Origin of the sequence: Agrobacterium genomosp. 2 str. CFBP 5494, assembly GCF_900013495.1 — a bacterium.
Lineage (GTDB): Bacteria > Pseudomonadota > Alphaproteobacteria > Rhizobiales > Rhizobiaceae > Agrobacterium > Agrobacterium pusense.
Genome location: NZ_LT009719.1, coordinates 1,681,463 through 1,701,272, shown reverse-complemented (window position 1 = coordinate 1,701,272; position 19,810 = coordinate 1,681,463). Strand labels below are relative to the sequence as shown.

At 59.8% G+C, this 19,810-nt stretch carries 15 protein-coding genes and 1 pseudogene; 11 read left to right on the top strand and 5 right to left on the bottom strand.

The features are described 5' to 3' along the window. Positions 1-73: 73 nt before the first annotated feature. From AGR2A_RS22735 to AGR2A_RS22700, 8 genes and pseudogenes are all read left to right on the top strand, one after another. On the top strand, positions 74-1,249 hold the full coding sequence (locus tag AGR2A_RS22735) for an isochorismate synthase (RefSeq protein ID WP_060942283.1): 1,176 nt from the start codon (positions 74-76) through the stop codon (positions 1,247-1,249). A 17-nt stretch (positions 1,250-1,266) separates the two neighbouring features. After that, the gene (locus tag AGR2A_RS22730; protein WP_072493080.1) at positions 1,267-2,892 is read left to right on the top strand and encodes a (2,3-dihydroxybenzoyl)adenylate synthase; all 1,626 of its coding nucleotides are present in this window, start codon (positions 1,267-1,269) and stop codon (positions 2,890-2,892) included. A 91-nt stretch (positions 2,893-2,983) separates the two neighbouring features. Further along, entirely contained in the window at positions 2,984-3,853 is an 870-nt protein-coding gene (locus AGR2A_RS22725; RefSeq protein WP_072493081.1) for an isochorismatase, read from the top strand. Between the two features lie 13 nt (positions 3,854-3,866). Beyond that, on the top strand, positions 3,867-4,622 hold the full coding sequence (gene dhbA, locus AGR2A_RS22720; protein ID WP_072493082.1) for a 2,3-dihydro-2,3-dihydroxybenzoate dehydrogenase: 756 nt from the start codon (positions 3,867-3,869) through the stop codon (positions 4,620-4,622). Positions 4,623-4,652: 30 nt separating this feature from the next. Beyond that, positions 4,653-5,366, top strand: coding sequence for a 4'-phosphopantetheinyl transferase family protein (locus AGR2A_RS22715; RefSeq protein WP_072493083.1), 714 nt, complete (start codon positions 4,653-4,655; stop codon positions 5,364-5,366). Positions 5,367-5,495: 129 nt separating this feature from the next. Beyond that, on the top strand, positions 5,496-7,409 hold the full coding sequence (locus AGR2A_RS22710; protein WP_072493084.1) for a PhoX family protein: 1,914 nt from the start codon (positions 5,496-5,498) through the stop codon (positions 7,407-7,409). Positions 7,410-7,634: 225 nt separating this feature from the next. Next, a pseudogene (locus tag AGR2A_RS22705) lies at positions 7,635-8,575 on the top strand (LysR substrate-binding domain-containing protein). 169 nt (positions 8,576-8,744) lie between these two features. Continuing rightward, positions 8,745-9,500, top strand: a complete 756-nt coding sequence (locus AGR2A_RS22700; RefSeq protein ID WP_072493085.1) for an SDR family NAD(P)-dependent oxidoreductase — start codon at positions 8,745-8,747, stop codon at positions 9,498-9,500. A 156-nt stretch (positions 9,501-9,656) separates the two neighbouring features. Here AGR2A_RS22700 and AGR2A_RS22695 read toward each other — a convergent pair whose 3' ends face one another. The 5 genes from AGR2A_RS22695 to AGR2A_RS22675 all read right to left on the bottom strand — a co-directional run bounded on the left by AGR2A_RS22695 (position 9,657) and on the right by AGR2A_RS22675 (position 16,610). After that, entirely contained in the window at positions 9,657-11,252 is a 1,596-nt protein-coding gene (locus AGR2A_RS22695) for an ABC-F family ATP-binding cassette domain-containing protein (RefSeq protein WP_072493086.1), read from the bottom strand. 281 nt (positions 11,253-11,533) lie between these two features. Further along, positions 11,534-12,496, bottom strand: coding sequence for a PLP-dependent cysteine synthase family protein (locus tag AGR2A_RS22690; protein WP_234797326.1), 963 nt, complete (start codon positions 12,494-12,496; stop codon positions 11,534-11,536). A gap of 73 nt (positions 12,497-12,569) precedes the next feature. After that, positions 12,570-13,823 carry an acyl-CoA dehydrogenase family protein gene (locus AGR2A_RS22685; protein ID WP_072493087.1) on the bottom strand — a complete coding sequence of 418 codons (1,254 nt, stop codon included), beginning with the start codon at positions 13,821-13,823 and terminating at the stop codon, positions 12,570-12,572. A gap of 46 nt (positions 13,824-13,869) precedes the next feature. Further along, positions 13,870-14,961, bottom strand: coding sequence for a rhodanese-like domain-containing protein (locus tag AGR2A_RS22680; protein ID WP_072493088.1), 1,092 nt, complete (start codon positions 14,959-14,961; stop codon positions 13,870-13,872). 41 nt (positions 14,962-15,002) lie between these two features. Continuing rightward, complete coding sequence (locus AGR2A_RS22675) at positions 15,003-16,610, bottom strand: ABC transporter substrate-binding protein (RefSeq protein WP_072493426.1); 1,608 nt, start codon at positions 16,608-16,610, stop codon at positions 15,003-15,005. A gap of 398 nt (positions 16,611-17,008) precedes the next feature. Here AGR2A_RS22675 and AGR2A_RS22670 point away from each other — a divergent pair, with 398 nt between their 5' ends. From AGR2A_RS22670 to AGR2A_RS22660, 3 genes are all read left to right on the top strand, one after another. After that, positions 17,009-17,851, top strand: coding sequence for an NADPH-dependent oxidoreductase (locus AGR2A_RS22670; protein WP_072493090.1), 843 nt, complete (start codon positions 17,009-17,011; stop codon positions 17,849-17,851). Positions 17,852-18,150: 299 nt separating this feature from the next. Next, positions 18,151-19,179, top strand: coding sequence for a ketopantoate reductase family protein (locus tag AGR2A_RS22665; protein WP_072493091.1), 1,029 nt, complete (start codon positions 18,151-18,153; stop codon positions 19,177-19,179). Between the two features lie 51 nt (positions 19,180-19,230). Next, entirely contained in the window at positions 19,231-19,803 is a 573-nt protein-coding gene (locus AGR2A_RS22660; RefSeq protein ID WP_072493092.1) for a TetR/AcrR family transcriptional regulator, read from the top strand. The last annotated feature ends 7 nt before the right edge of the window (positions 19,804-19,810 follow it).

Sequence of the window (19,810 nt, the reverse complement as noted above, 5' to 3'; positions counted from 1 at the left end):
GCACCGATTGACAAAACATGATTATCATAATCAAGTATAAGCCATCGTCAACCACTCGAACAGGAGGCATCCCATGAAAACGGGAGCACTCAGGACGAATGACGTCGAATCCGACGAAATTGCTGATTTTAATAGAGATTTTCTTTTCACTTCCGGTACCGGGCAGTTGCGGGCCAAAGGAATCCGCGAAAGGATAACGCTTCCGGCCCGCGGCGGAGAAGATACGGGCAGCCCATTGCAGCAAGCGATTAAAGCCGCTTTCGAACGGGCCCGCCGGGCTGGTCAGGACAATCCGATCGCCATTGGGGCAATACCCTTCGATGTCAGCGAACCCTCATGCCTTTATATACCGAACAACCATGAGTGGAGCCCACGAGAAACCGCGCCGGTCGTCGCCGATTCGGCCATGCCCGCGCTTGTCGGCCAGAACAGCCTGCCGGACGAGACCGGCTTTAAACGCGCCGTAGAGCACGCCATCGTCAATTTCCGCCATTCCGATGTCCGTAAGGCGGTACTTTCCGTCATGCGCGAACTCACCTTCGCTTCCGAGGTCAATGTCGAGAGATTGCTGGCGAGTCTCGCCAAACAGAATCGCGAAGGTTACCAGTTCCGTATTCCGCTGCCCGATGGCGGCGACCTCATCGGCGTCAGCCCGGAACTCCTGATTCGCAAGCAGGGTGAGAACATCATCTCGAACCCGCTGGCGGGATCGGCAAAGCGGATGGTCGACCCCGCCGCGGACAAGGCCAACGCCGAGCGGCTATCGGCTTCGGAAAAGGACCACTACGAGCACAGCCTCGTTATCGAGGATATCCGCTCCCTGCTTTCGCCGGTCTGCGCGGAACTCGATGTCCCTGAAAAACCCTCCCTCATCAACACGGCAGCCCTCTGGCATCTTTCGACCCGCATCGAAGGCCGCCTCGCCGACCCCGAAACCAATGCCCTGCAGCTTGCGTGCCTGTTGCACCCGACGCCAGCCGTCTGCGGTTTCCCCACCGAGCGCGCCCATCGCCTTATCCGCTTCGTCGAGCCTTTCGAGCGCGGCCTCTTCACCGGCATGGTCGGCTGGACGGATTTTGAGGGCAATGGCGAGTGGGTGGTGACGATCCGGTGCGGCACCGTGCAGCGAAAAACGGTGCGGCTCTTTGCCGGCGCCGGCATCGTTGAGGCATCGGAGCCCGAATCCGAATGGGCCGAGGTGCAGACCAAACTCAAGACCATGCTGAACGCCTGCGGTCTTTCTGCCTGATTTCCCGGGGACAAACCATGACAATCGAATTTCAACGCTGGCCCGACGATCTGACGCGCCGGTACCGCGAGCGCGGTTACTGGATCGACAGGCCGCTGAGCGGCATCCTCACCGAACAGATCGAGCGCCGGCCGGACGCGACGGCCCTGATCTGCGGCGACCGCCGCTTCACCTACGCGGATATCGACCGGCAATCCTCCAATCTGGCCGGACATCTCTCCGCCGCTGGCATCGGCAAGGGCGACACCGCGCTGGTACAGTTGCCTAACATTGCCGAGTTCTATCTCGTCTTTTTCGCGCTGATTAAGATCGGCGCGGCGCCCGTCAACGCACTTTTCAGCCATCGCCGGCTGGAAATGACCTCCTATGCGGAGCAGATCGCGCCGAAGCTGGTGATCGGCTCGCGCAGCCACGAGCTTTTCGCCAATGACACATTTTTGGAGGCGCTGAAGGCGGCTTCTCCCGGGCTTACCGTGACCCTTCTGCATGGCGAAACAGATCCGCGGTTGAGCCTGGAACGGCAACTGGCCGCCCCTGCCGAAAACCCACCCGTTTACGCCCCTTCCGCCGCCGATGAAGTGGCGCTGTTCCAGCTTTCCGGTGGCAGCACCGGTACGCCAAAACTGATCCCCCGGACGCATAACGACTATGATTACAGCGTTCGGGCCAGTGCGGAAATCTGCGGCCTTTCGCCTGAGACCCGCTTCCTCTGCGCCATTCCGGTGGCGCATAATTACCCGATGAGTTCGCCCGGCGCGCTCGGTGTGTTCCACGCCGGCGGTGCGGTGGTCATGGCTGCCAATCCGGAACCACTTGCCTGCTTCGATCTCATCGAAAAACACGGCGTTAACATTGTGCCGCTGGTGCCGCCGGCCGTCGCGCTGTGGCTGCAGGCTGCGCCCGCCCATCGCGAAAGGCTGAAGTCGCTCAAGCTCCTGCAGGTCGGCGGTGCAAGCTTCGCCGAGGCTTTGGCCCGCCAGGTGCCGGAAGTGCTGGGCTGCGATCTGCAACAGGTCTTCGGCATGGCGGAAGGTCTGGTGAACTACACCCGCTTCGGTGACCCCGACCATATCGTCTTCACCACGCAAGGACGACCGATCAGCCCGGATGACGAAATCCGCATCGTCGACGAGGACGGCAACGACGTGCCCGAGGGCGAAGCCGGCATGCTGGCAACGCGTGGCCCCTATACCTTCCGGGGCTATTACCGCGCGCCCGAACACAGCGCCCGGGTCTTCGACAAGGATGGCTTCTATTATTCCGGCGACGTCGTGCAGCGCACCCCCGAAGGTTATCTGCGGGTCGTTGGGCGGGTGAAGGACCAGATCAATCGCGGCGGCGAAAAGGTCGCTTCGGAAGAGGTGGAAAACCTGATCCTGCGGCATCCGGATGTCACCCATGCGGCGCTGGTGGCCATGCAGGACGAACTTTTGGGCGAAAAGAGCTGCGTCTTCGTCGTGTCTCGCAATCCCGCTCTCAAGGCGCCGGCTATTCGCCAGCACCTCGCCGGCCTCGGCGTCGCGGATTACAAGCTGCCGGATCGTGTGCGCTTCATCGACGCCATGCCCCTCACCGCCGTCGGAAAAATCGACAAAAAACGCCTGCGCGATCTGCTGACGACCCCCGTCGCCGTCAGCGCCTGACATTCCGCACCCATCGAAAGGGATGCCAAAATGGCGTCCCCATGTTCCTAAATGCGCCAGCCCAGCCGGTGCCGCACAAACCGAGGTCATCATGACGATCCCCACCATTTCCGACTATCCCATGCCGGTCGCCGCGAGTTTTCCGGCCAACAAGACAAAATGGCAGCCCGATGCGAAACGCGCCGTACTCCTCATCCACGACATGCAGCGTTATTTCCTGCGGTTCTACGAGGCCGACGGCAAGCTGATGACGACCCTCATCGACAATCTCGCCAAAGTGAAGACATGGGCCGTTCAGAACGGTGTCCCTGTCATTTACACCGCCCAGCCGCATAATCAGCCGCCTGGCGACCGCGCTCTTCTGAACGACATGTGGGGACCGGGTCTGACTGTCGTTGATCCCGAACTGCAGAAGGTGGTGGACAAGCTCGCCCCCACGCCTGACGACGTGGTGCTGACCAAATGGCGCTACAGCGCCTTCCAGCGCTCCAACCTTGCCGAACGTATGAAGGGCTGGAACCGTGATCAGATCATCGTCGGCGGCGTTTATGCCCATATAGGCTGCATGATGACGGCAGTGGAAGCCTTTATGAAGGACATCCAGCCGTTCATGATCGGTGATGGCGTTGCCGATTTTTCCGAGGCGGAGCATCGCATGGCGCTGCAATATGTGGCCACACGCTGCGGCGTGGTGATCGATGCCGCAAGCCTTGTCGGCGCGGGAAAGGGCGACGATATCAGCGAATGGCTGAAAGCCCGCGTCCTGCAGATGGTGGAGGATGAGAGCGATATCGACCCCGACGAAAACCTGATCTTCTACGGGCTGGATTCCCTGCAGGTGATGAAGCTTGCCGGAGAGTTGAAGGAACGCGGCGTCACCCTCGGCTTCGATGAGCTTGCGCGTGTGCCCACTCTCTCCGCCTGGTGGACGCTGATCGACCAAAAGCGGCTCGCGGCCTGAGCGGACAAAAAAGATGACGCAACAGAGATTTACCGGGCGGCGCGTGCTGGTAACGGGTACGGCTCAGGGCATCGGTCGCCGCATCGCCGAACGTTTCATCGAGGAAGGGGCCGATCTCATCGGCCTCGACCTCCAGGCCAGAACGGCGGAAGCGCCCTTCCGCCAGATCGCACTCGACATCACCGATGCGGCGGCGGTGGAGACGGCCTGCAAGGCGATCGAGACCGAATGGGGCGGGCTCGACATTCTCGTCAATGCCGCCGGCATATTGCGGCTCGGCGACAGTGAAAGCCTGACGCCCGCAGACTGGAAGGCGTGCATGGATGTCAACGCTGCCGGGGCGTTCCATATGCTGAGACAGTGGAGCGCCACCTTCAAACGGCAGCGGCGCGGCGCAATCGTCAATATCGGCTCCAATGCCGCCGTCGTGCCGCGCATCGGCATGATGGCCTATTGCGCCTCCAAGGCAGCGCTGGTCAGCCTCAGCCATTGCGCCGCCCTCGAGCTTGCGCCCTATGGCGTGCGCTGCAACGTCGTTTCACCCGGCTCCACCGATACGCCGATGCTTGCCGGCATGTTGAGCGATCCCGCCGGCAAGGACCGGCTGGTCGCCGGCCTGCCCGAGCAGTTCAAGCTCGGCATTCCGCTCGGCAAGATCGCAAGGCCGGACGATATTGCCGATACCGTGCTGTTCCTCGCCTCCGATCAGGCCGGGCACGTGACGATGCAGCAGATCGTTGTTGATGGCGGTGCCACGCTTGCGGCTTGAATTCGAGCCGTTGGATTGAGAGTTAGGGACATGGACGTTGTAACGGCGTTTCATCGCGACGCCATCTCCGGCGATCCACCCGAGGCCATCTGGCCTTGGCCGGACGACATATGCGGCTGCCATTGCCTTACCCTTCGTTTCAGCGCCGATGAGGGCTGCGGCGGCGAGGTCCCTCCCTTGCCGCCGCAGCTTTCAAGCGCCACGCAAAGACGCAAGGCGGAATTCATCGCGGGGCGCAGATGCGCTGCGGAAGCCATCCGCCGCCTGACCGGCCGTTCCATCTTTCCCGGTATGGGCGAGGACCGTGCGCCTCTCTGGCCTGAAGGGGTGATTGGCGCGATTTCCCACAGCCAGGGTACGGCGATTGCGCTTGTCGGCTGCTGTCGACAGTTTCGCGCTATCGGCGTCGATATCGAAAAAATGCTTACAGAGGAGGAGGCCCGCGATATCGCCCCACAACTCCTGACCGCAAATGAGCGCTACAACCTTGGCAACATTATCGATCCCTTCATCACCGGCTTGATTTTCTCAGCCAAGGAAAGCCTGTTCAAGGCGCTGTATCCCATGGTGGAAAAGCTGTTCTTTTTCGACGCGGCCGAATTATCCCGCCTGGACGCAAATGGCTCGGGATCCTTGTGCCTGACGGCCGAACTCAGCGAGGAATGGCGGTGCGGAACGGAGGTTCCTTTCCGTTTCTGCCGCTTCGAGGGCCAGCTTCTCACCCGCGTGCTCATCCCGCATTGAGGGAAAAACAGCAGATTCATAACCGCGACAATCATATTTTAAACCTGTCTTCCCGTCATCCGAGTGAAACACTCGGAAGGTACGCAGCCTGTTGGAATGATTCCAAACATTGAACGGTGGAGACACGATATGACCGACATCGATACGAGCAAATTGTCCTGGGACGAGTGGGACGAACTGCAGAACCCGCCGCCGGCCGAAACCGATTTCGACCGCGTGGTCGAAACCGCGATTTCCCGCCGCGGCTTTCTGGGCGGCGTGCTCGCCTTCGGTTCGGCCGCAGCCGCAATGGGCACGCTCGGCAACCTGATGAGCAGCACCTCGGCCGAAGCGCAGGAAGCCGCCGTCGGCCGTTTCCCCTTCAAGCCGGTTGCCGCCGCCACCGACCACACCATCCATGTGCCGGAAGGCTATAACTGGAAGCCGCTGACGAAATGGGGCCAGCCGCTGTTCTCCAACGTTCCTGATCTCGACCCCGCAAAGGGCGTCAGCGTTGAAAATTCCGACAAGGTCTTCGGCGAAAATACCGACGGCATGGAACTCTTCGTGGTGGGCAACCACCAGCTGATCGCCGTCAATCATGAATATGTGAACCCGGAAACCAACCTGCCGCACGCCGAAAAAGGCAACCCGAAGACGGCCGACGACGTGAAGATCCTGCAGAACATGCAGGGCGTCACCGTCATGGAAGTCGCGGAAGACAAGGATGGCTGGAAAATCGTTCTCGACAGCCCTTTCAACCGCCGTATCCACCACAACACGCCGATGAAGCTTTCCGGCCCGGCCGCAGGCTCCGATCTCGTCAAGACCGCCGCCGACCCCAAGGGTGTCGACTGTCTCGGCACCTTCAACAATTGCGGCGCAGGCCGCACGCCCTGGGGCACCTACCTCACCTGCGAAGAGAACTTCAACGGCTATTTCGGCACCACCGACGCCGCCTTCAAGCTGCCTGACGATTACAAGCGTTACGGCATCGTCGCCGAGACCCGCTACGCCTATGAGAAGTTCGACGCCCGTTTCGACGTTGCCAAGAACCCCAATGAACCACGCCGCGCCGGTTACGTGGTCGAGATCGATCCCTCGGACGCCAAGTCCACGCCGATCAAGCGCACCGCGCTTGGCCGCATCAAGCATGAAAACGCCGCCGTGGTGATCGCCCGTGACGGCCGTGTCGTCGTTTACATGGGTGACGACGAGCGCGGCGAGTTCCTCTACAAATTCGTCTCCAGCGGCATCTACGTGCCGGGCGGCGACACCTCCAAGCTGCTGGACGAAGGCACGCTTTACGTCGCGAAGTTCTCCGATGACGGCGCCGGCGAGTGGCTTGCCCTGACGCCGGAAACCACGGGCATGAAGATCGACGAAATCTGCGTCTTCACCCGCCAGGCCGCTTCCAAGGTGGGCGCGACGACCATGGACCGCCCGGAATGGGTCGCCATCAACCCCGTCGCCATCGAAGCCTATTGCGCGCTGACCAACAACAGCCGCCGCGGCGAAATGAAGGACGGCAAGCTGCGCGCCAATGCCGGCGGCGACGCCATGGCGATCAATGCCGCCAACCCGCGCGAGAAGAACGAATACGGCCAGATCGTGCGCTGGTATCCGGAAAATGACGACCATGCGGACGGCAAGTTCAAGTGGGACCTGTTCTGCATGGCCGGTAACCCCGCCGTCCACAAGGACGCCTATGCCGGCTCCCCGAACATCAACGAAGGCAACATGTTCAATTCGCCTGACGGCATGATGTTCGACTCGACCGGCCTGCTCTGGATCCAGACCGATGGCGAGGACACCAATGAAGGCAACTTCGCCGGCCAGGGCAACAACCAGATGCTGGCGGGCGACCCGGCCACTGGCCGCATTGAGCGCTTCCTGACTGCGCCGAAGGGTTCCGAAGTCACCGGCCAGACCTGGTCCGCCGACAAGCGCACCCACTTCGTCGGCATCCAGCACCCCGACGCCCCCTTCCCGGACGGCGAAGGCAAGCTGCCCCGCTCGACCGTCATCGCCATCAAGCGCGACGACAATGTGAAGATCGGCTGACGCACAGGCATGAACGCAACCGGATCGCGAGGGAATTGCCATCCGGTTTCACGATAAATCGCCGCGTGCCCGAAAGGACACGCGGCGTTTTGCCTGTGTTCGTGAATGAACGTTCGGATATCGTCGTATGGCGCAGATTTATCCACCTTTCGCAAGAACCTGCATGGCAGGGCTCGCCGGGCATGTGTAGATGTAGATTATCTCCACCTGCTTGTTGGGCCTCTCTTGGATCAGATACTCGCCATTCGAACATTTGTCCGCGTCGCCGAAGCCGGGTCCTTCGCCAAGGCGGCGGATATGCTGAACCTTCCTCGGTCCTCAGTCAGCAAGCTGGTGCAGGATCTCGAGGCACATCTCGGAACAAAGCTCGTGGAGCGCACCACGCGGTCGGTCACGATGACCACGGAGGGCGTCGCTTATCACGAACGCGCGCTGAAGCTCCTCGCCGATCTCGATGACATGGACGGCACTATTGCCGGCTCCCGCAGCACACCCAAAGGAAAGCTGCGCGTCGACATCGGATCTGTGCTGGCGAACCAGATCCTCATCCCGGCACTTTCGGATTTTCAGCGCCATTATCCAGAAATCGATCTCATGCTCGGTGTCAGCGATCGCCCCGCCGATCTCGTCAGTGAGGGTATCGATTGCGTCATTCGCGGCGGGGCGCTGGGTGACTCATCAATGAAGGCGCGGAAGCTGTGCGAGCTGGACTACGTCATTTGCGCATCGCCCACCTATCTGGCTGGTCTGCAGTTGCCGGAGCGACCTGACGATATCGAGAAGCATCGGATCGTCTCCTACTTCTCCGCGTCATCTGGAAAGAGATTTCCATTGCGTTTTCAGCGCGGCGAAGAGCGAAGCGAGTATCTCCCGGCCTCTGGCGGCGTTTCCGTCAACGAGAGCACCGCGCATCTGAACGCGCTGCTGTCGGGACTGGGAATTGGCCAAAGCTTCGGATTTTTCGCGCGGCCCCATTTCAAGAGCGGGGCGCTGGTTGAACTTCTGCCCGCTGGAAGCCGGACAATCATCCCCTTCATCTCGTCTATCCCGCTGATCGTTTCCCAAATCCGCGGCTACGCGCCTTCACGGAATGGGCAGCGAAGGTGTTCGAAGCGGTCGACGCACGGCGCGATGTGACGAAGACGACTATCCATCCAGATGGATAATGTCTCCATCCTGAGCGGCTTCTCTCCACCGGGCTGACGAACTAACTTCTCCTCATCGGACGGTGACGAGGCCAATGGCCAGCGCCACATCCCGAGCAAATTCAGAACTTCAACAGGCCGTGCATTCGGGCTGAACCATTTCGCGCGCCCAAGCATCAGGAGAGTTAACATGGCCAACAGGCTTCGAAACAAGATCGCCGTCATCACCGGAGCAACCAGCGGCATCGGTCTTTCGACGGCCAAGTTGTTCGCTGCCGAAGGCGCACGCGTCTATATCACAGGCCGCCGCAAGGCCGCTCTGGACGAAGCGGTGGCAGAAATAGGACAGGGCGCGGTCGGCGTACAGGCGGACTCCTCAAGCAACGCTGACCTCGACAAGCTGTTCGCCCAGGTGAAGGCGGAACGGGGCCGCCTTGACGCCCTCATCGTCAATGCCGGTGGCGGCACCATGCTGCCGCTCGGCCAGATCACCGAGGAGCAGATTGACGACACCTTTGGCCGCAACGTGAAAGCTGTGATCCTGACCGTGCAGGCGGCACTTCCGCTGATGGGCAAGGGCTCGTCCATCGTGCTGACGGGTTCGACTGCCGGCACCGAAGGCACGGCTGCCTTTTCCGTCTATTCCGCTTCCAAGGCCGCGGTGCGCAACCTGGCTCGTTCCTGGGCTCTCGACCTCAAGGGCACGGGCATCCGCGTCAACGTCATCTCGCCCGGCGCCACGCGCACACCAGGCCTCGTCGAACTTGCAGGCGACGACAAGGAACAGCAGCAGGGCCTGCTCGACTATCTCGCCTCTCGCATCCCTCTCGGTCGCGTCGGCGAAGCCGAGGAAATCGCCAAGGCGACGCTGTTCCTCGCCTCCGATGATGCGAGCTTCGTCAACGGCGCCGAGCTCTTCGCGGACGGCGGCCAGGCACAGGTTTAACGCTGAACCGCAGTGGCGGGTGGCCTCCGTTTCGAAACAAGAAATCAAGATGCGTGCTGCCGTCAATCGCCTGCACAGAGAGCCTCAGGACGTTCTTCAGGCCGTCGAGCTGGCTTCTCGAATGACCAAATGCCGCGCTAAAATGCGCGGCGTTGCTCATGTTTGACGGCGTCCATGAAGCTCAAACCGCCGGGACACGCCGATCCCCTCCAGAAACGCCTCGTCGTGGCTGACGACCAGAATTGCGCCGTCATACGCTTTCAGGCCGGCCTCCACGATCGCGACGGAATCAAGATCGAGGTGATTGGTGGGTTCATCGAGTATGAGAAGCTGCGGCGGCTTCTGGTTGCCAAGGATGCAGGCAAGGCCGGCGCGTAGCATCTGGCCGCCAGACAGATGCCGCACATCCTGCAAACCGGCGTCGCCGCGAAACAGGAAGCGGGCAAGAGCGGCCCGGCAGGCGTTATCACTGGACCGCGGGTTGAGACGCATGAAATTGTCCCGAACGGATAGCCCGGGTCGCAGCAAGCTGACCTTCTGGTCCAGCAACGCGCAAGCAACCTCAACTCGGACCGAACCAGAAAATGGCGCGAGAGACCCGGTGATGACGGAAAGCAGCGTCGTCTTTCCCGAACCGTTCGGCCCCGCCACCGCAATCCGTTCCGGACCTGTAATCGCAAGCGACAGATCGGACAGGACAGGCGCATTGCGTTCGTAACCGGCAGTTACGTCTTCCAGCCGCAGAACCGTCTTTGACGCCACCAGTCCGGTGGACGGTATGGACAGCATGAATGGTTCAAGCACCTCAATGCGCCCTCGCGCCTCTGCGACGTCTGCCTTGGCCTCCCCCGTCATTCGGCGCGCCGTGGCGGCGTTGTCACCGCTTGTCTGCTCCGCCCGCATGGCGCGCCCTCCGGCCGAAATTCTCGGTATTCCTCCTTCCGCCGCCTTCCTTTTGCCTGCACCATCGCGACGAGCCTGCCGCTCGGCCGTCTCCTGCGCCTTGCGCTCGACGGCGCTGAGCCGCTTCTCGGCCTCGGCCAGTTCATGCCTGGCATTGTCAAGCTCCAGTGCCTTGCGATCGCTGTAGTGGTTCCAGTTTCCGCCATAACGGCTGATACCGAGCGATGTCAGTTCAGCAATGCTGTCGACCGTTTCGAGCAATTCACGATCATGGCTGACAATGATTGCGCCGTGACGCCAGCCGCTCACAAGTTCGATCACTGCAGTCCGACCGTCACGGTCGAGGTTGTTCGTGGGTTCGTCGAGGATCAGGAACTCCGGTGCATGATAGATTTGAGCGGCAAGCGCTGCACGGGTGCGCTGCCCGCCGGAGAGTTGGGCGAGCAGTGTCGTCGCGGGCATGGACAGGCCGAAGCGCGCGAGTGCCGCCTCGATATTCGTCTCAAGCATCCAATCAATATCGGCCAGTTCCTCCAACGTCGCGCCACCCGCCTGCGCCCGTTCAAGCACAGCGAGCGCATCACGCGCGCCAAAGAGATCGGCAATCGTCTCATCTTCGGCCACCTGGACGCTTTGACGCAGGATGTGGATACCCGACGGTGCAGAGACAGAACCCGAAGATGGTGTCAATTCGCCGGCGATCAGCTTCAAGAGCGTCGTCTTGCCGGCGCCGTTACGACCGACAAGCCCGATACGCTCCGGGCCGAATACAATATTCAGATTGGTGAAAAGCGAACGACCGTCAGGCGTGAACCAGGACAGATTGGAGAGTGTGATAAAGTGGGTCATGGACAAGATTTTCCCGCATGGCAAGGCAAAGTGGCGTTGCTATCGGGTTGAAATCCATTGTCGACCATCCTGTTTTTGCTGCGGGCCGATGCAATGTAGCGCTTGCAAATGGGGCATTCAAGGCCGCTTCAATAACGGCCTGCGCTCTTTTCAAGCATCGGCGGCTGACGGTCTTGTGTTCGCTCCACATCCGGCGTCAGGGGGCAATGATTTCGCCGACATGGTCATTCACGGGCACAGTTCAAACTTCTCCGGGGCCGCGAACCATGCGAGCAGACTTTTCAGTCAGGGGCATCAAAGAGCGAAAGATAGCGCTCGCCGCTATCCGGAAACACGACCGCAATCGTCTTGCCGTCGTTTTCCGCGCGGCGGGAAAGCTCGATCGCGGCAAAGATGGCCGCACCGGATGAGGTTCCCACAAGGAAGCCCTCCTCTCTGGCCACCGCAAGCGCTGCCCGCCGCGCCTCTTCGGTGGTAACGGCAATGACTTCATCCACGACGCTCTTGTCGTAGGTCTCCGGCAAGGTCCCTTCCTCCACCTCGGTCACCTTGTGGACGCCTTCGATCGTGGAAGCGTCGGGGTTTTCGGGGGATGGAACGGACTGCGGTGTCGGCTCGGCAACAACGATCCTTATCTCCGGTTTTTGCGCCTTCAGGAAGCGCCCGGCACCGGACACGGTGCCGCCCGTACCAACGGTGGCGACCAGGATATCGACGTCACCTTCGGTATCGCGCCAGATTTCCGGCCCGGTCGTCTCGAAATGAACCTGCGGGTTGGCATCATTTGAACGCTGGCCGGTATAAAATGCATCCGGATTTTCAGCCTTGATCCTGTCGATGATGCGATGGATGGCATCCGGCTGGAACAGCTCCTCATTTTCGATCAGTTCGATCTCGGAGCCGAACTGTCTGAGGATGTTGATCTTGTCTTCGCTGATGGTATTGCGAAGATAAAATTTCGTGCGATAGCCGCGTGCGGAGGCAACCGCCGCAATTCCGATGCCTGTATTGCCACTGGTCAAATCGAAAAGAAGATCGCCCGGCTTCAATCGGCCGCTCTTCTCAGCCTCACATATGATGCCCCAGGCGGTGCGGTCTTTGACACTGCCTGCGGGATTGAGGTACTCGATCTTGGCGAGAATGCGCGATTGGAGATTGTATTTCGTCCGAATTCTGGCGAGTTCCACCAGCGGCGTATTGCCGACGAGTTCTGTAAAATCCCGATAGATCCTGCCCAATTTCACTACCCTGTTTGCACTGCGTGGATACCGAACAACAGGCTCCAATGCGTATCGCCCGTCGGACCGCATGTTTTGATCATGCTTCGGATTTTTCCTTCTGCGTTTGCGGTGCTATCCCCACGCCTCCATTTGGCGCCGGTGAGGCGCCGTTCACGGCGAAATCTCCAACGATACGGTCGTGATAGATACGGGGATTGTGTGAGGTTATCGTGCGGGCGTTTCGCCAGTGACGATCAAGACCATGGCTGCGTTTTGCGGCTGAGGCGCCAAGCGCATCGAAGAGGACAGTGGACGCATCCAGGATAAGGTTGCTGACCACCGTAACCGACTGGCTGACCTCCAGCTCCGCGTCACGGTTCGCAGATGCAATGCGCTTCTCGTCTCCAGAGAGATTGGCATCATAGGCAGCCTGCAGGGCTTCTGCGGCCTTTAACACGATGGCGCCGGCGCTATAGGCCGCACCCCTGATCCGCCCCACGACCTGAAGCACCTGAGGGTCTTCAGAAAAACGCGCGGCGTTACTGCGTTGATAGACGCGTTTGCGCTCCGCAACATGGCGGGCGATTTCCAATGCGGCCGCGCGGCCGATCCCGGCAAGCGAGGCGAGATGGACGAGCTGGAAAAAGCCGCCAGAATAGCTGAAACGAAGCGCGCTTGGCTTGATCAGGTCTTCGGAAATCGCCACGTCGGTAAAACGCGCCGTGCCGCTTGCCGTCAGCGCCTGTCCGAAACCATCCCAGTCGTTGACGATCTCGACGCCTTCGGCCTTTGTGGGAACAAGCGCACCAACCGGTACACCATCACCATCAACGGCTCCAAGCGTGATCCAGTCGGCATAGAGCGAGCCGGTCGTATAATATTTCTCGCCATTCAGCCGCCAGCCGCCGCCATCCCGCGTGAGCTGGGTGGAATAGGTTCCAAGCTTTGCATCCCCGATTTCCGAAAAGCCGCTGCCAATGGTTTCGCCATGCCCGATCCGCTCCAGCCACGCATCCCGCCATGGCGAAGGTGGTGCATTCAGCAGATCCTCCGTAAAGCCGAGATGGCTGCGGTAAGCATTGGTGAGGTTGGGATCCGCCTGCGCGAGTTCAATGATCAAGCCAAAAAGCTCGGGAAGCGTCAGGCCCAGACCACCAAACTTCTCCGGCAGGCGCAATCTGGAAAAGCCAGCCTTTTTCAAAGCTTCGTAGTCATCGAAACGAAGCTCGCGTTCCAGATCGTGTCGTATTGAATCTTCGCCGATTTCGGAAAAAATTCCCCGAAACCTCTCGGCGATCGCGTCAAAACGTTTGCTGGGCGCAGAACCCCAGGCATGGCTGGCATTGGTCATTGCAAATTCCTGTCTGTGGAGCAGTCTGGCGAACACCCGGCCGGGTCTAGGCGGCTGCCGCTTCGGCACCCTGTTCGAAGTCGTGTAAATGGAGCGCGATTTCGAACCCTCTGCGTTTTAGCCAGTGGGCCACGACCCTGGCGCGGGCGCCGAGCAGGTCATCCACCAGAATGACCCGGGCACCGCGCACCGCGATCGTTCGATAGGCGACACCGAGAAGCTGCCCGCCTTCCGACGAAATTGAGCCCTGCAGATGGGAAGTCTCGAACTCTTCCGGTGTGCGCACGTCCAGGAAATAGGTCGTTCGTGATGGGTCCTTCAACCATGTCTCGGCAGTCGGACGGTCGATGAAGAGCAGATCGTCATCCCTGGAAAAGGCCTTCAACCGCGCCTCTGCAATCTCTTTCGCGTTGGCGCTCACATGCGAATATGTTCGGGAGGGGCCTGTTTCCAGCTCAAATCCATCATCCGTCCAGCCGCGCGTCCCATCATGCAGGTAACTGACATCGTTTTCTACACCGGCGTCGATCAATGTCTGCGCGCCGAGAATTGCGCGGGGCAGGCCCGCGCAGGAGACGACGACCCTAGTTTTTGGCGAGGGAACGAGATCGGAAAAGCGCAGCAGGAGTTCCGCACCCGGCACACCGATCGCACCGGGCACATGTGCCTTTTCATATTCCGGCAATGTGCGCGTATCGAGGATGACAACATCCTCTCCGGCGTCCCGCCACGCCTTGAGCTCACGCGCAAAAACCACAGGCGTGTTTTTCTCGCTTCTCACCTTCTGAACGAAAGGAACGCCAGGAATATCGAATGTCGGCAACGCCTCGACGCCACCTTCGGTCCATGCGGGAATTCCGCCGCGCAGAAAATGAATGTCGGTCCAACCCTTGGCGGCAAGCCGTTCGGCCGCCTGCTCAGCGCCGCCTTTTCCATCATCCACCAGCACGGTGCGCACGACGGGACGAGGAATGAAGCGATCGATTTCCGCCTCCAGCCTGTCAACCGGAAGGTTGGTGGCAAATAGCGGTGAAGCATACCCCACCTCCACGGCTGTGCGGATATCCAGAACCGCAAGTTCCCTGCCATCCCGCAGCCATTCGATGAGACGATCTTTTGTTACAGCAAATACGGACATTGCGTTTTCTCCTGACAAATCCTGAATTTTCATGCGGGGTTTCAAGCGGTCGGATCGAGCCACAGATCGCCGAAACTCCAGTTCAGCCCCTGCGCGCCGGTGACATAGTTCCTGACCCGCTTGTGCGCCACGATCTGGCTTCCCGCCGCCACGAGATCGACGGAGGCGACGTCGTCATGGATAAGATGCTGGAACTTGCTCCAGGTTACCCAGCGTTTCTTCGGATCCGGTTCGATGGCGGCCGCCTCAAGAAGCGCATCCGCCTCTGGATTGGCGTAGTTTGCCGCATTGGAAAAGGGCAGCCCGATCTTGAAATTCTTGCTCCAGTAGGCGCGCTGGATGCCGAGCGACGGGTCGAAGGTATTGGAGAGGGATTCCACCACCAGATCAAAGGCGCGGTCGGTGTAGACAGTTTTCAGATAGGTTGGCAGGCCGTATTTGCGGATTTCAACGGCAATGCCGATCTTTTCAAGCTGGCTGCGAAGAACATCGGCATAGCCTGGTGTCAGATAGGAATTATACGTCAATCGTACTGGAAAACGCTTGCCGTCCTCCTTGCGCGGATATCCCGCCGCGTCGAGTAACTTTTCCGCTTCTTTCGGGTCGTAGGCATATGGCTTGACCGAAGCATCATACCAGTTGGGAAGGGCCGTGCTGACGGGGCTGGGTGATATCTGCGCATAACCGAAGAGCGCCACATTGACGATCTCGTCGAGGTTTATTGCCTTCGCAATGGCCAGGCGAACATCTTTCTTGCGGAAGATTTCGTTATCGTAATTGAAGAACAACTGCTGCTGCGGACCCGCATAGGCATAGGTATTCGTATCCAGAACGAGATCGGGGTTCTGCTTCAGCCGTTCGAGATCCGCCAGCGGCACGGGGTTGTCGCCAAGATCCACTTCCCCCGTCTCCAGCGCCACTGCCCGCGCAGCCGGGTCGGTGATGATGCGCAGGATGATGCGATCAAGATAAGGTTTGCCAGCATCCCAATAATCGGGATTTCGATCGAAGATCAGATGGCTCCCCGGCGTCCATTCGGTCAGTTTGAAGGGGCCGGTGCCAATAGCAGTCTGCAGCGTCTGGCCATCGGCGGGCTTCAGCTTTTCGAAAATATGCTTCGGCACGATCGGCGATTCCGAACTCGATTGCGCAGCAATGAGAAACGGTGCGGGTTTGGACAGAACGATAATGGCAGTGAGGGGATCCGGCGTCTCCACCGCCTGAACGTTCTGGTAGGTTATGCGGCCGCGCGGGTGTGCTTCTTTCAGGCGGAAAATCGAAAAGGCAACGTCTTCCGACGTAAAATCTTTGCCGTCATGCCATTTCACATTTGGCCTGAGTTTGAACGTATAACGCAGGTGGTCATCGGAAACGGACCATTCCGTTGCCAGCAAGGGCTGCGGCTTGAGGTCGAAATCGAATGTGAGGAGGCCTTCAACAATCTTCGGGCCGATCGCCTGCCCCGTGCCTGACGATGTGTTGATGGCGAAAAGCGCGTTGCCGGGATCGACACGATAGAGCAGCCTGAGCGTGCCGCCGGAGACGGGCCGGCTCGCATCGCCACCCGCTGCGAAGACCGAACCAGGCAGGGCCGTTCCTGCCGTTGCCAAAAGAAGCATTTTATTGAACTGCCGGCGTCCGATCGTCATGAAAATCCCCGTTGGAAAACGTCGTTTCGATGACGAAAGCATCGGGGCAATGCAGCGCATTCCTAAGGATAAAATTCTTCCTCCTTGTCGAAGAAATCATTCCTTGCGGAATTTTATTTCAGTACTTACGCAAGCAGGCACCAAAACTCGCGCTGAATTGCCCCATCCATCGGGATCTTCGTTGCGCATCCGGAGCAGATGGTGGAATGCGAAGAAATCTCGCCGGCGTTTGTTTCAGCATTCCCGTGGAAATGTTGTTTCATCTCAAAATCGCGATTGAGAAGGACATTGCTCGGCAGATGCCTCGGCCGGCCATATCAAATCACAGGAATTTGCCACCTTTCTGATCCGCACATTCGAGCCCGACCCTTCCACCCCCAATTATGGAGTTTCATCCGATGACCCCGCCCAGTCCGATTACCAAACTGGAAATCCCACAGCAGCGCGTCGAGGCCCGTTATGGAACGCAGGCCGATTTTTCTCCGCCTTTCTGGAATGACACCATCGACGCCTTGCTGAACCATCGCACCGCCCGCGCCTATCTGCCCAAGGCTCTCCCGGAGGGCAGCCTGGAGCTTCTGGTCGCCGCCGCGCAATCAGCGCCCACATCATCCAATCTTCAGGCGTGGAGTGTGGTTGCGGTGCAGGACAAGGAGCGCAAGGCACGACTGGCGGGTTTCACCGGCGGCAACGCCCATATAAAGGATGCCCCCATTTTCCTCATCTGGCTTATCGACCTGAAGCGGTTGCGCACGGTCGCTTCAAGCCAGGGGAATGAGGGTGAAGGACTGGATTACCTGGAAAGCTTCCTGATCGGCGCCATCGACGCTGCATTGGCAGCGCAGAACGCTGTAGCCGCAATTGATTCAGTCGGCCTGGGCTCTTGCTACGTCGGCGGCATCCGCAACAGGCCGGAGGACGTGGCCCGCGAACTCAACCTACCTGCCGAGACGGTTGCCGTCTTCGGCCTGACGGTCGGCTATCCTGACCCGGCGGTAAAAACAGATGTCAAACCGCGCTTGTCACAATCATCCATTCTGTTTCATGAAACCTATTCGGAACCCGCCCACGATGACCTCAATTCTTATGATGAGGTATTAAAGGTGTTTCAGGAAAAACAGGGCCTGCCCCAAAATGGCTGGACAGGGCCCATTGCCCAGCGTGTGGAGAACGCCGCCGCGCTGAAGGGCCGTGCGGAACTGAGCCGGACGCTGCGCCGCCTCGGTTTCGCTATCAAATAAATTCCATTGCGGCTGACGGTATAACGAAGGCGCGCCCTTGCCCCGGCGATACAAGGGGCGGGCCGGGGCGGCGCAATCTCTCCCGAAATCACCGGTTTCGGGAACTTATTTTCTATAAAATTAGTAGATATAGAATGACCGGTCTTCCTTTGCCCCGCTCGAAGGCCTTACGATCCGTTGAGAATGCTCCTGAACGCATCCTGCCACCGTCCTCAACCGCCACCGAAACCGCCGAACCAATCACCACACCAATATCTCCGTAAATCCGGAGCGTAAAAAGACAGGACGAGAAACGACAGATGCCACGTTATGTTATCATTGGCGCCGGCGCGGTGGGCGCGAGCCTTGCAGCACAGTTTGCACTTTCCGGCATTGATTATGCACTTTTCGGGCGGGGAGCCCAGATAAGCCATATCAGGCAGCATGGCCTCACCTTTCAACGACCCGCACAGACGCGGCAGATCGATCTGAAGGTCTTCGACCTGACGGATCTTCCGGAATTGAGACGGGATGACATCCTCCTGCTCACCGTGAAGGCTCAGGATGCCATAAGCGCACTCGCCTTCTGGTCCTGGCAGAACGTCTCCAACACGACGGCACCGGCGGCTGCACAGCTGCCTATAGTGACTTTTCAAAATGGACTGGCGACTGAAGCCAATGCCCTGAGAACATTCTCCAGGGTGTATGGCGCAAGCATTCTGACACCGGCGCGGTTCACAGAAACCGGGAAGGTGGTGGTTGGCGGCGAGCCGCAACTAGGCATCGTGACGGTCGGGCGTTTTCCGCTCGGACAGGATGACGTGACGACGCAGGTCACGGCAGACCTCAACAGGGCGGGATATCTTGCCGAGGCCAGCGACGATATCCGCCGCTGGAAAGCAGCAAAGCTCCTTCACAACGTTCGCAACGTCCTCGAACTGTTCGACGGCCCGGCCGATCTGAACGACAAGATCAGCGCGGCGCTGGTGGATGAAGCCCGCCATGTGCTTGACGCGGCAGGTTACACCCTCGCCTCACCCTCCGAGCGAACCGTAGACATCTCGAACTGGCGAGTAGCGCCGAACAGCGGCATTCACCCGGGCCAGCAATCGACGTGGCAGAGTTTCAGGCGCGGAGCCTCAAGTGAGGTGGATTTCCTCAACGGAGAGATCGTATTGCTCGGCCGGCTTCACAATGTGCCAACGCCCTATAACGACGCTGTTCAGACGCTGGCCGGCAAACTGGCGCAACAGGGCGGATTTTCAAAGCCGCTGCCGCTCGATGCAATCACGTCGCTCATCACCGGCCCGGACAGGCCGGCGCAGCCCAATCCCGCCAGCCCTTCGTGACCGGCGGCCTCAAGCAGTGCGATTTATCAAACGACAGTGTGAAACGATATAATGAGAGAAGCCATATCAGACCATATACTCACCGCCGCCGGCACGCTCTTCTATCGCGAAGGCATCCGGGCTGTCGGCATCGATCGGATCATCGAGGAAGCGAATGTCGCGAAGGCGACGCTCTACCGGCATTTCCCTTCGAAGGATCATCTTGTTGCAGCCTATCTGGAAGCGCGTCATGAGCGGGTGATCCACGCGCTTCAGAACGTGGTGGATGCGGACATGGCTCCGAAGGAGCAGATCCGGCTGATTTTCGAGCAACTCCACGAAAAGGCCGACAGCGCGGATTTTCGCGGCTGCGCCTTCGCTCTCGCGGTTGCCGAACATGGCGAATCCGAGCGGGTCGTGTTCGTTGCGCGTACCCATAAGGCGAAGGTCAAGGACCTGTTCGCCGCTATCCTGGCAAGGGCCGGCAGCACAGTGGACATCGCCGCCGCCCATCTCTCACTTCTCTACGAAGGGGCGCTGGCGACCGTCGCGGTTGGACGTGACCCCAAGGCGGTGCTGATCGCGCGTGACTGCGCTCTCTCCGTTTTCGCCACGGCCGCCGCCTCCACCGATCAACCGAACTGAAAGCAGC

What these genes read in the sequence shown, in the direction of transcription:
- AGR2A_RS22735 (WP_060942283.1), top strand. Translation starts at nt 74, where the DNA reads ATGAAAACGGGAGCACTCAGGACGAATGACGTCGAATCCGACGAAATT.
- AGR2A_RS22730 (WP_072493080.1), top strand. Translation starts at nt 1,267, where the DNA reads ATGACAATCGAATTTCAACGCTGGCCCGACGATCTGACGCGCCGGTAC.
- AGR2A_RS22725 (WP_072493081.1), top strand. Translation starts at nt 2,984, where the DNA reads ATGACGATCCCCACCATTTCCGACTATCCCATGCCGGTCGCCGCGAGT.
- dhbA (WP_072493082.1), top strand. Translation starts at nt 3,867, where the DNA reads ATGACGCAACAGAGATTTACCGGGCGGCGCGTGCTGGTAACGGGTACG.
- AGR2A_RS22715 (WP_072493083.1), top strand. Translation starts at nt 4,653, where the DNA reads ATGGACGTTGTAACGGCGTTTCATCGCGACGCCATCTCCGGCGATCCA.
- AGR2A_RS22710 (WP_072493084.1), top strand. Translation starts at nt 5,496, where the DNA reads ATGACCGACATCGATACGAGCAAATTGTCCTGGGACGAGTGGGACGAA.
- AGR2A_RS22700 (WP_072493085.1), top strand. Translation starts at nt 8,745, where the DNA reads ATGGCCAACAGGCTTCGAAACAAGATCGCCGTCATCACCGGAGCAACC.
- AGR2A_RS22695 (WP_072493086.1), bottom strand. Translation starts at nt 11,252, where the DNA reads ATGACCCACTTTATCACACTCTCCAATCTGTCCTGGTTCACGCCTGAC.
- AGR2A_RS22685 (WP_072493087.1), bottom strand. Translation starts at nt 13,823, where the DNA reads ATGACCAATGCCAGCCATGCCTGGGGTTCTGCGCCCAGCAAACGTTTT.
- AGR2A_RS22680 (WP_072493088.1), bottom strand. Translation starts at nt 14,961, where the DNA reads ATGTCCGTATTTGCTGTAACAAAAGATCGTCTCATCGAATGGCTGCGG.
- AGR2A_RS22675 (WP_072493426.1), bottom strand. Translation starts at nt 16,610, where the DNA reads ATGACGATCGGACGCCGGCAGTTCAATAAAATGCTTCTTTTGGCAACG.
- AGR2A_RS22670 (WP_072493090.1), top strand. Translation starts at nt 17,009, where the DNA reads ATGACCCCGCCCAGTCCGATTACCAAACTGGAAATCCCACAGCAGCGC.
- AGR2A_RS22665 (WP_072493091.1), top strand. Translation starts at nt 18,151, where the DNA reads ATGCCACGTTATGTTATCATTGGCGCCGGCGCGGTGGGCGCGAGCCTT.
- AGR2A_RS22660 (WP_072493092.1), top strand. Translation starts at nt 19,231, where the DNA reads ATGAGAGAAGCCATATCAGACCATATACTCACCGCCGCCGGCACGCTC.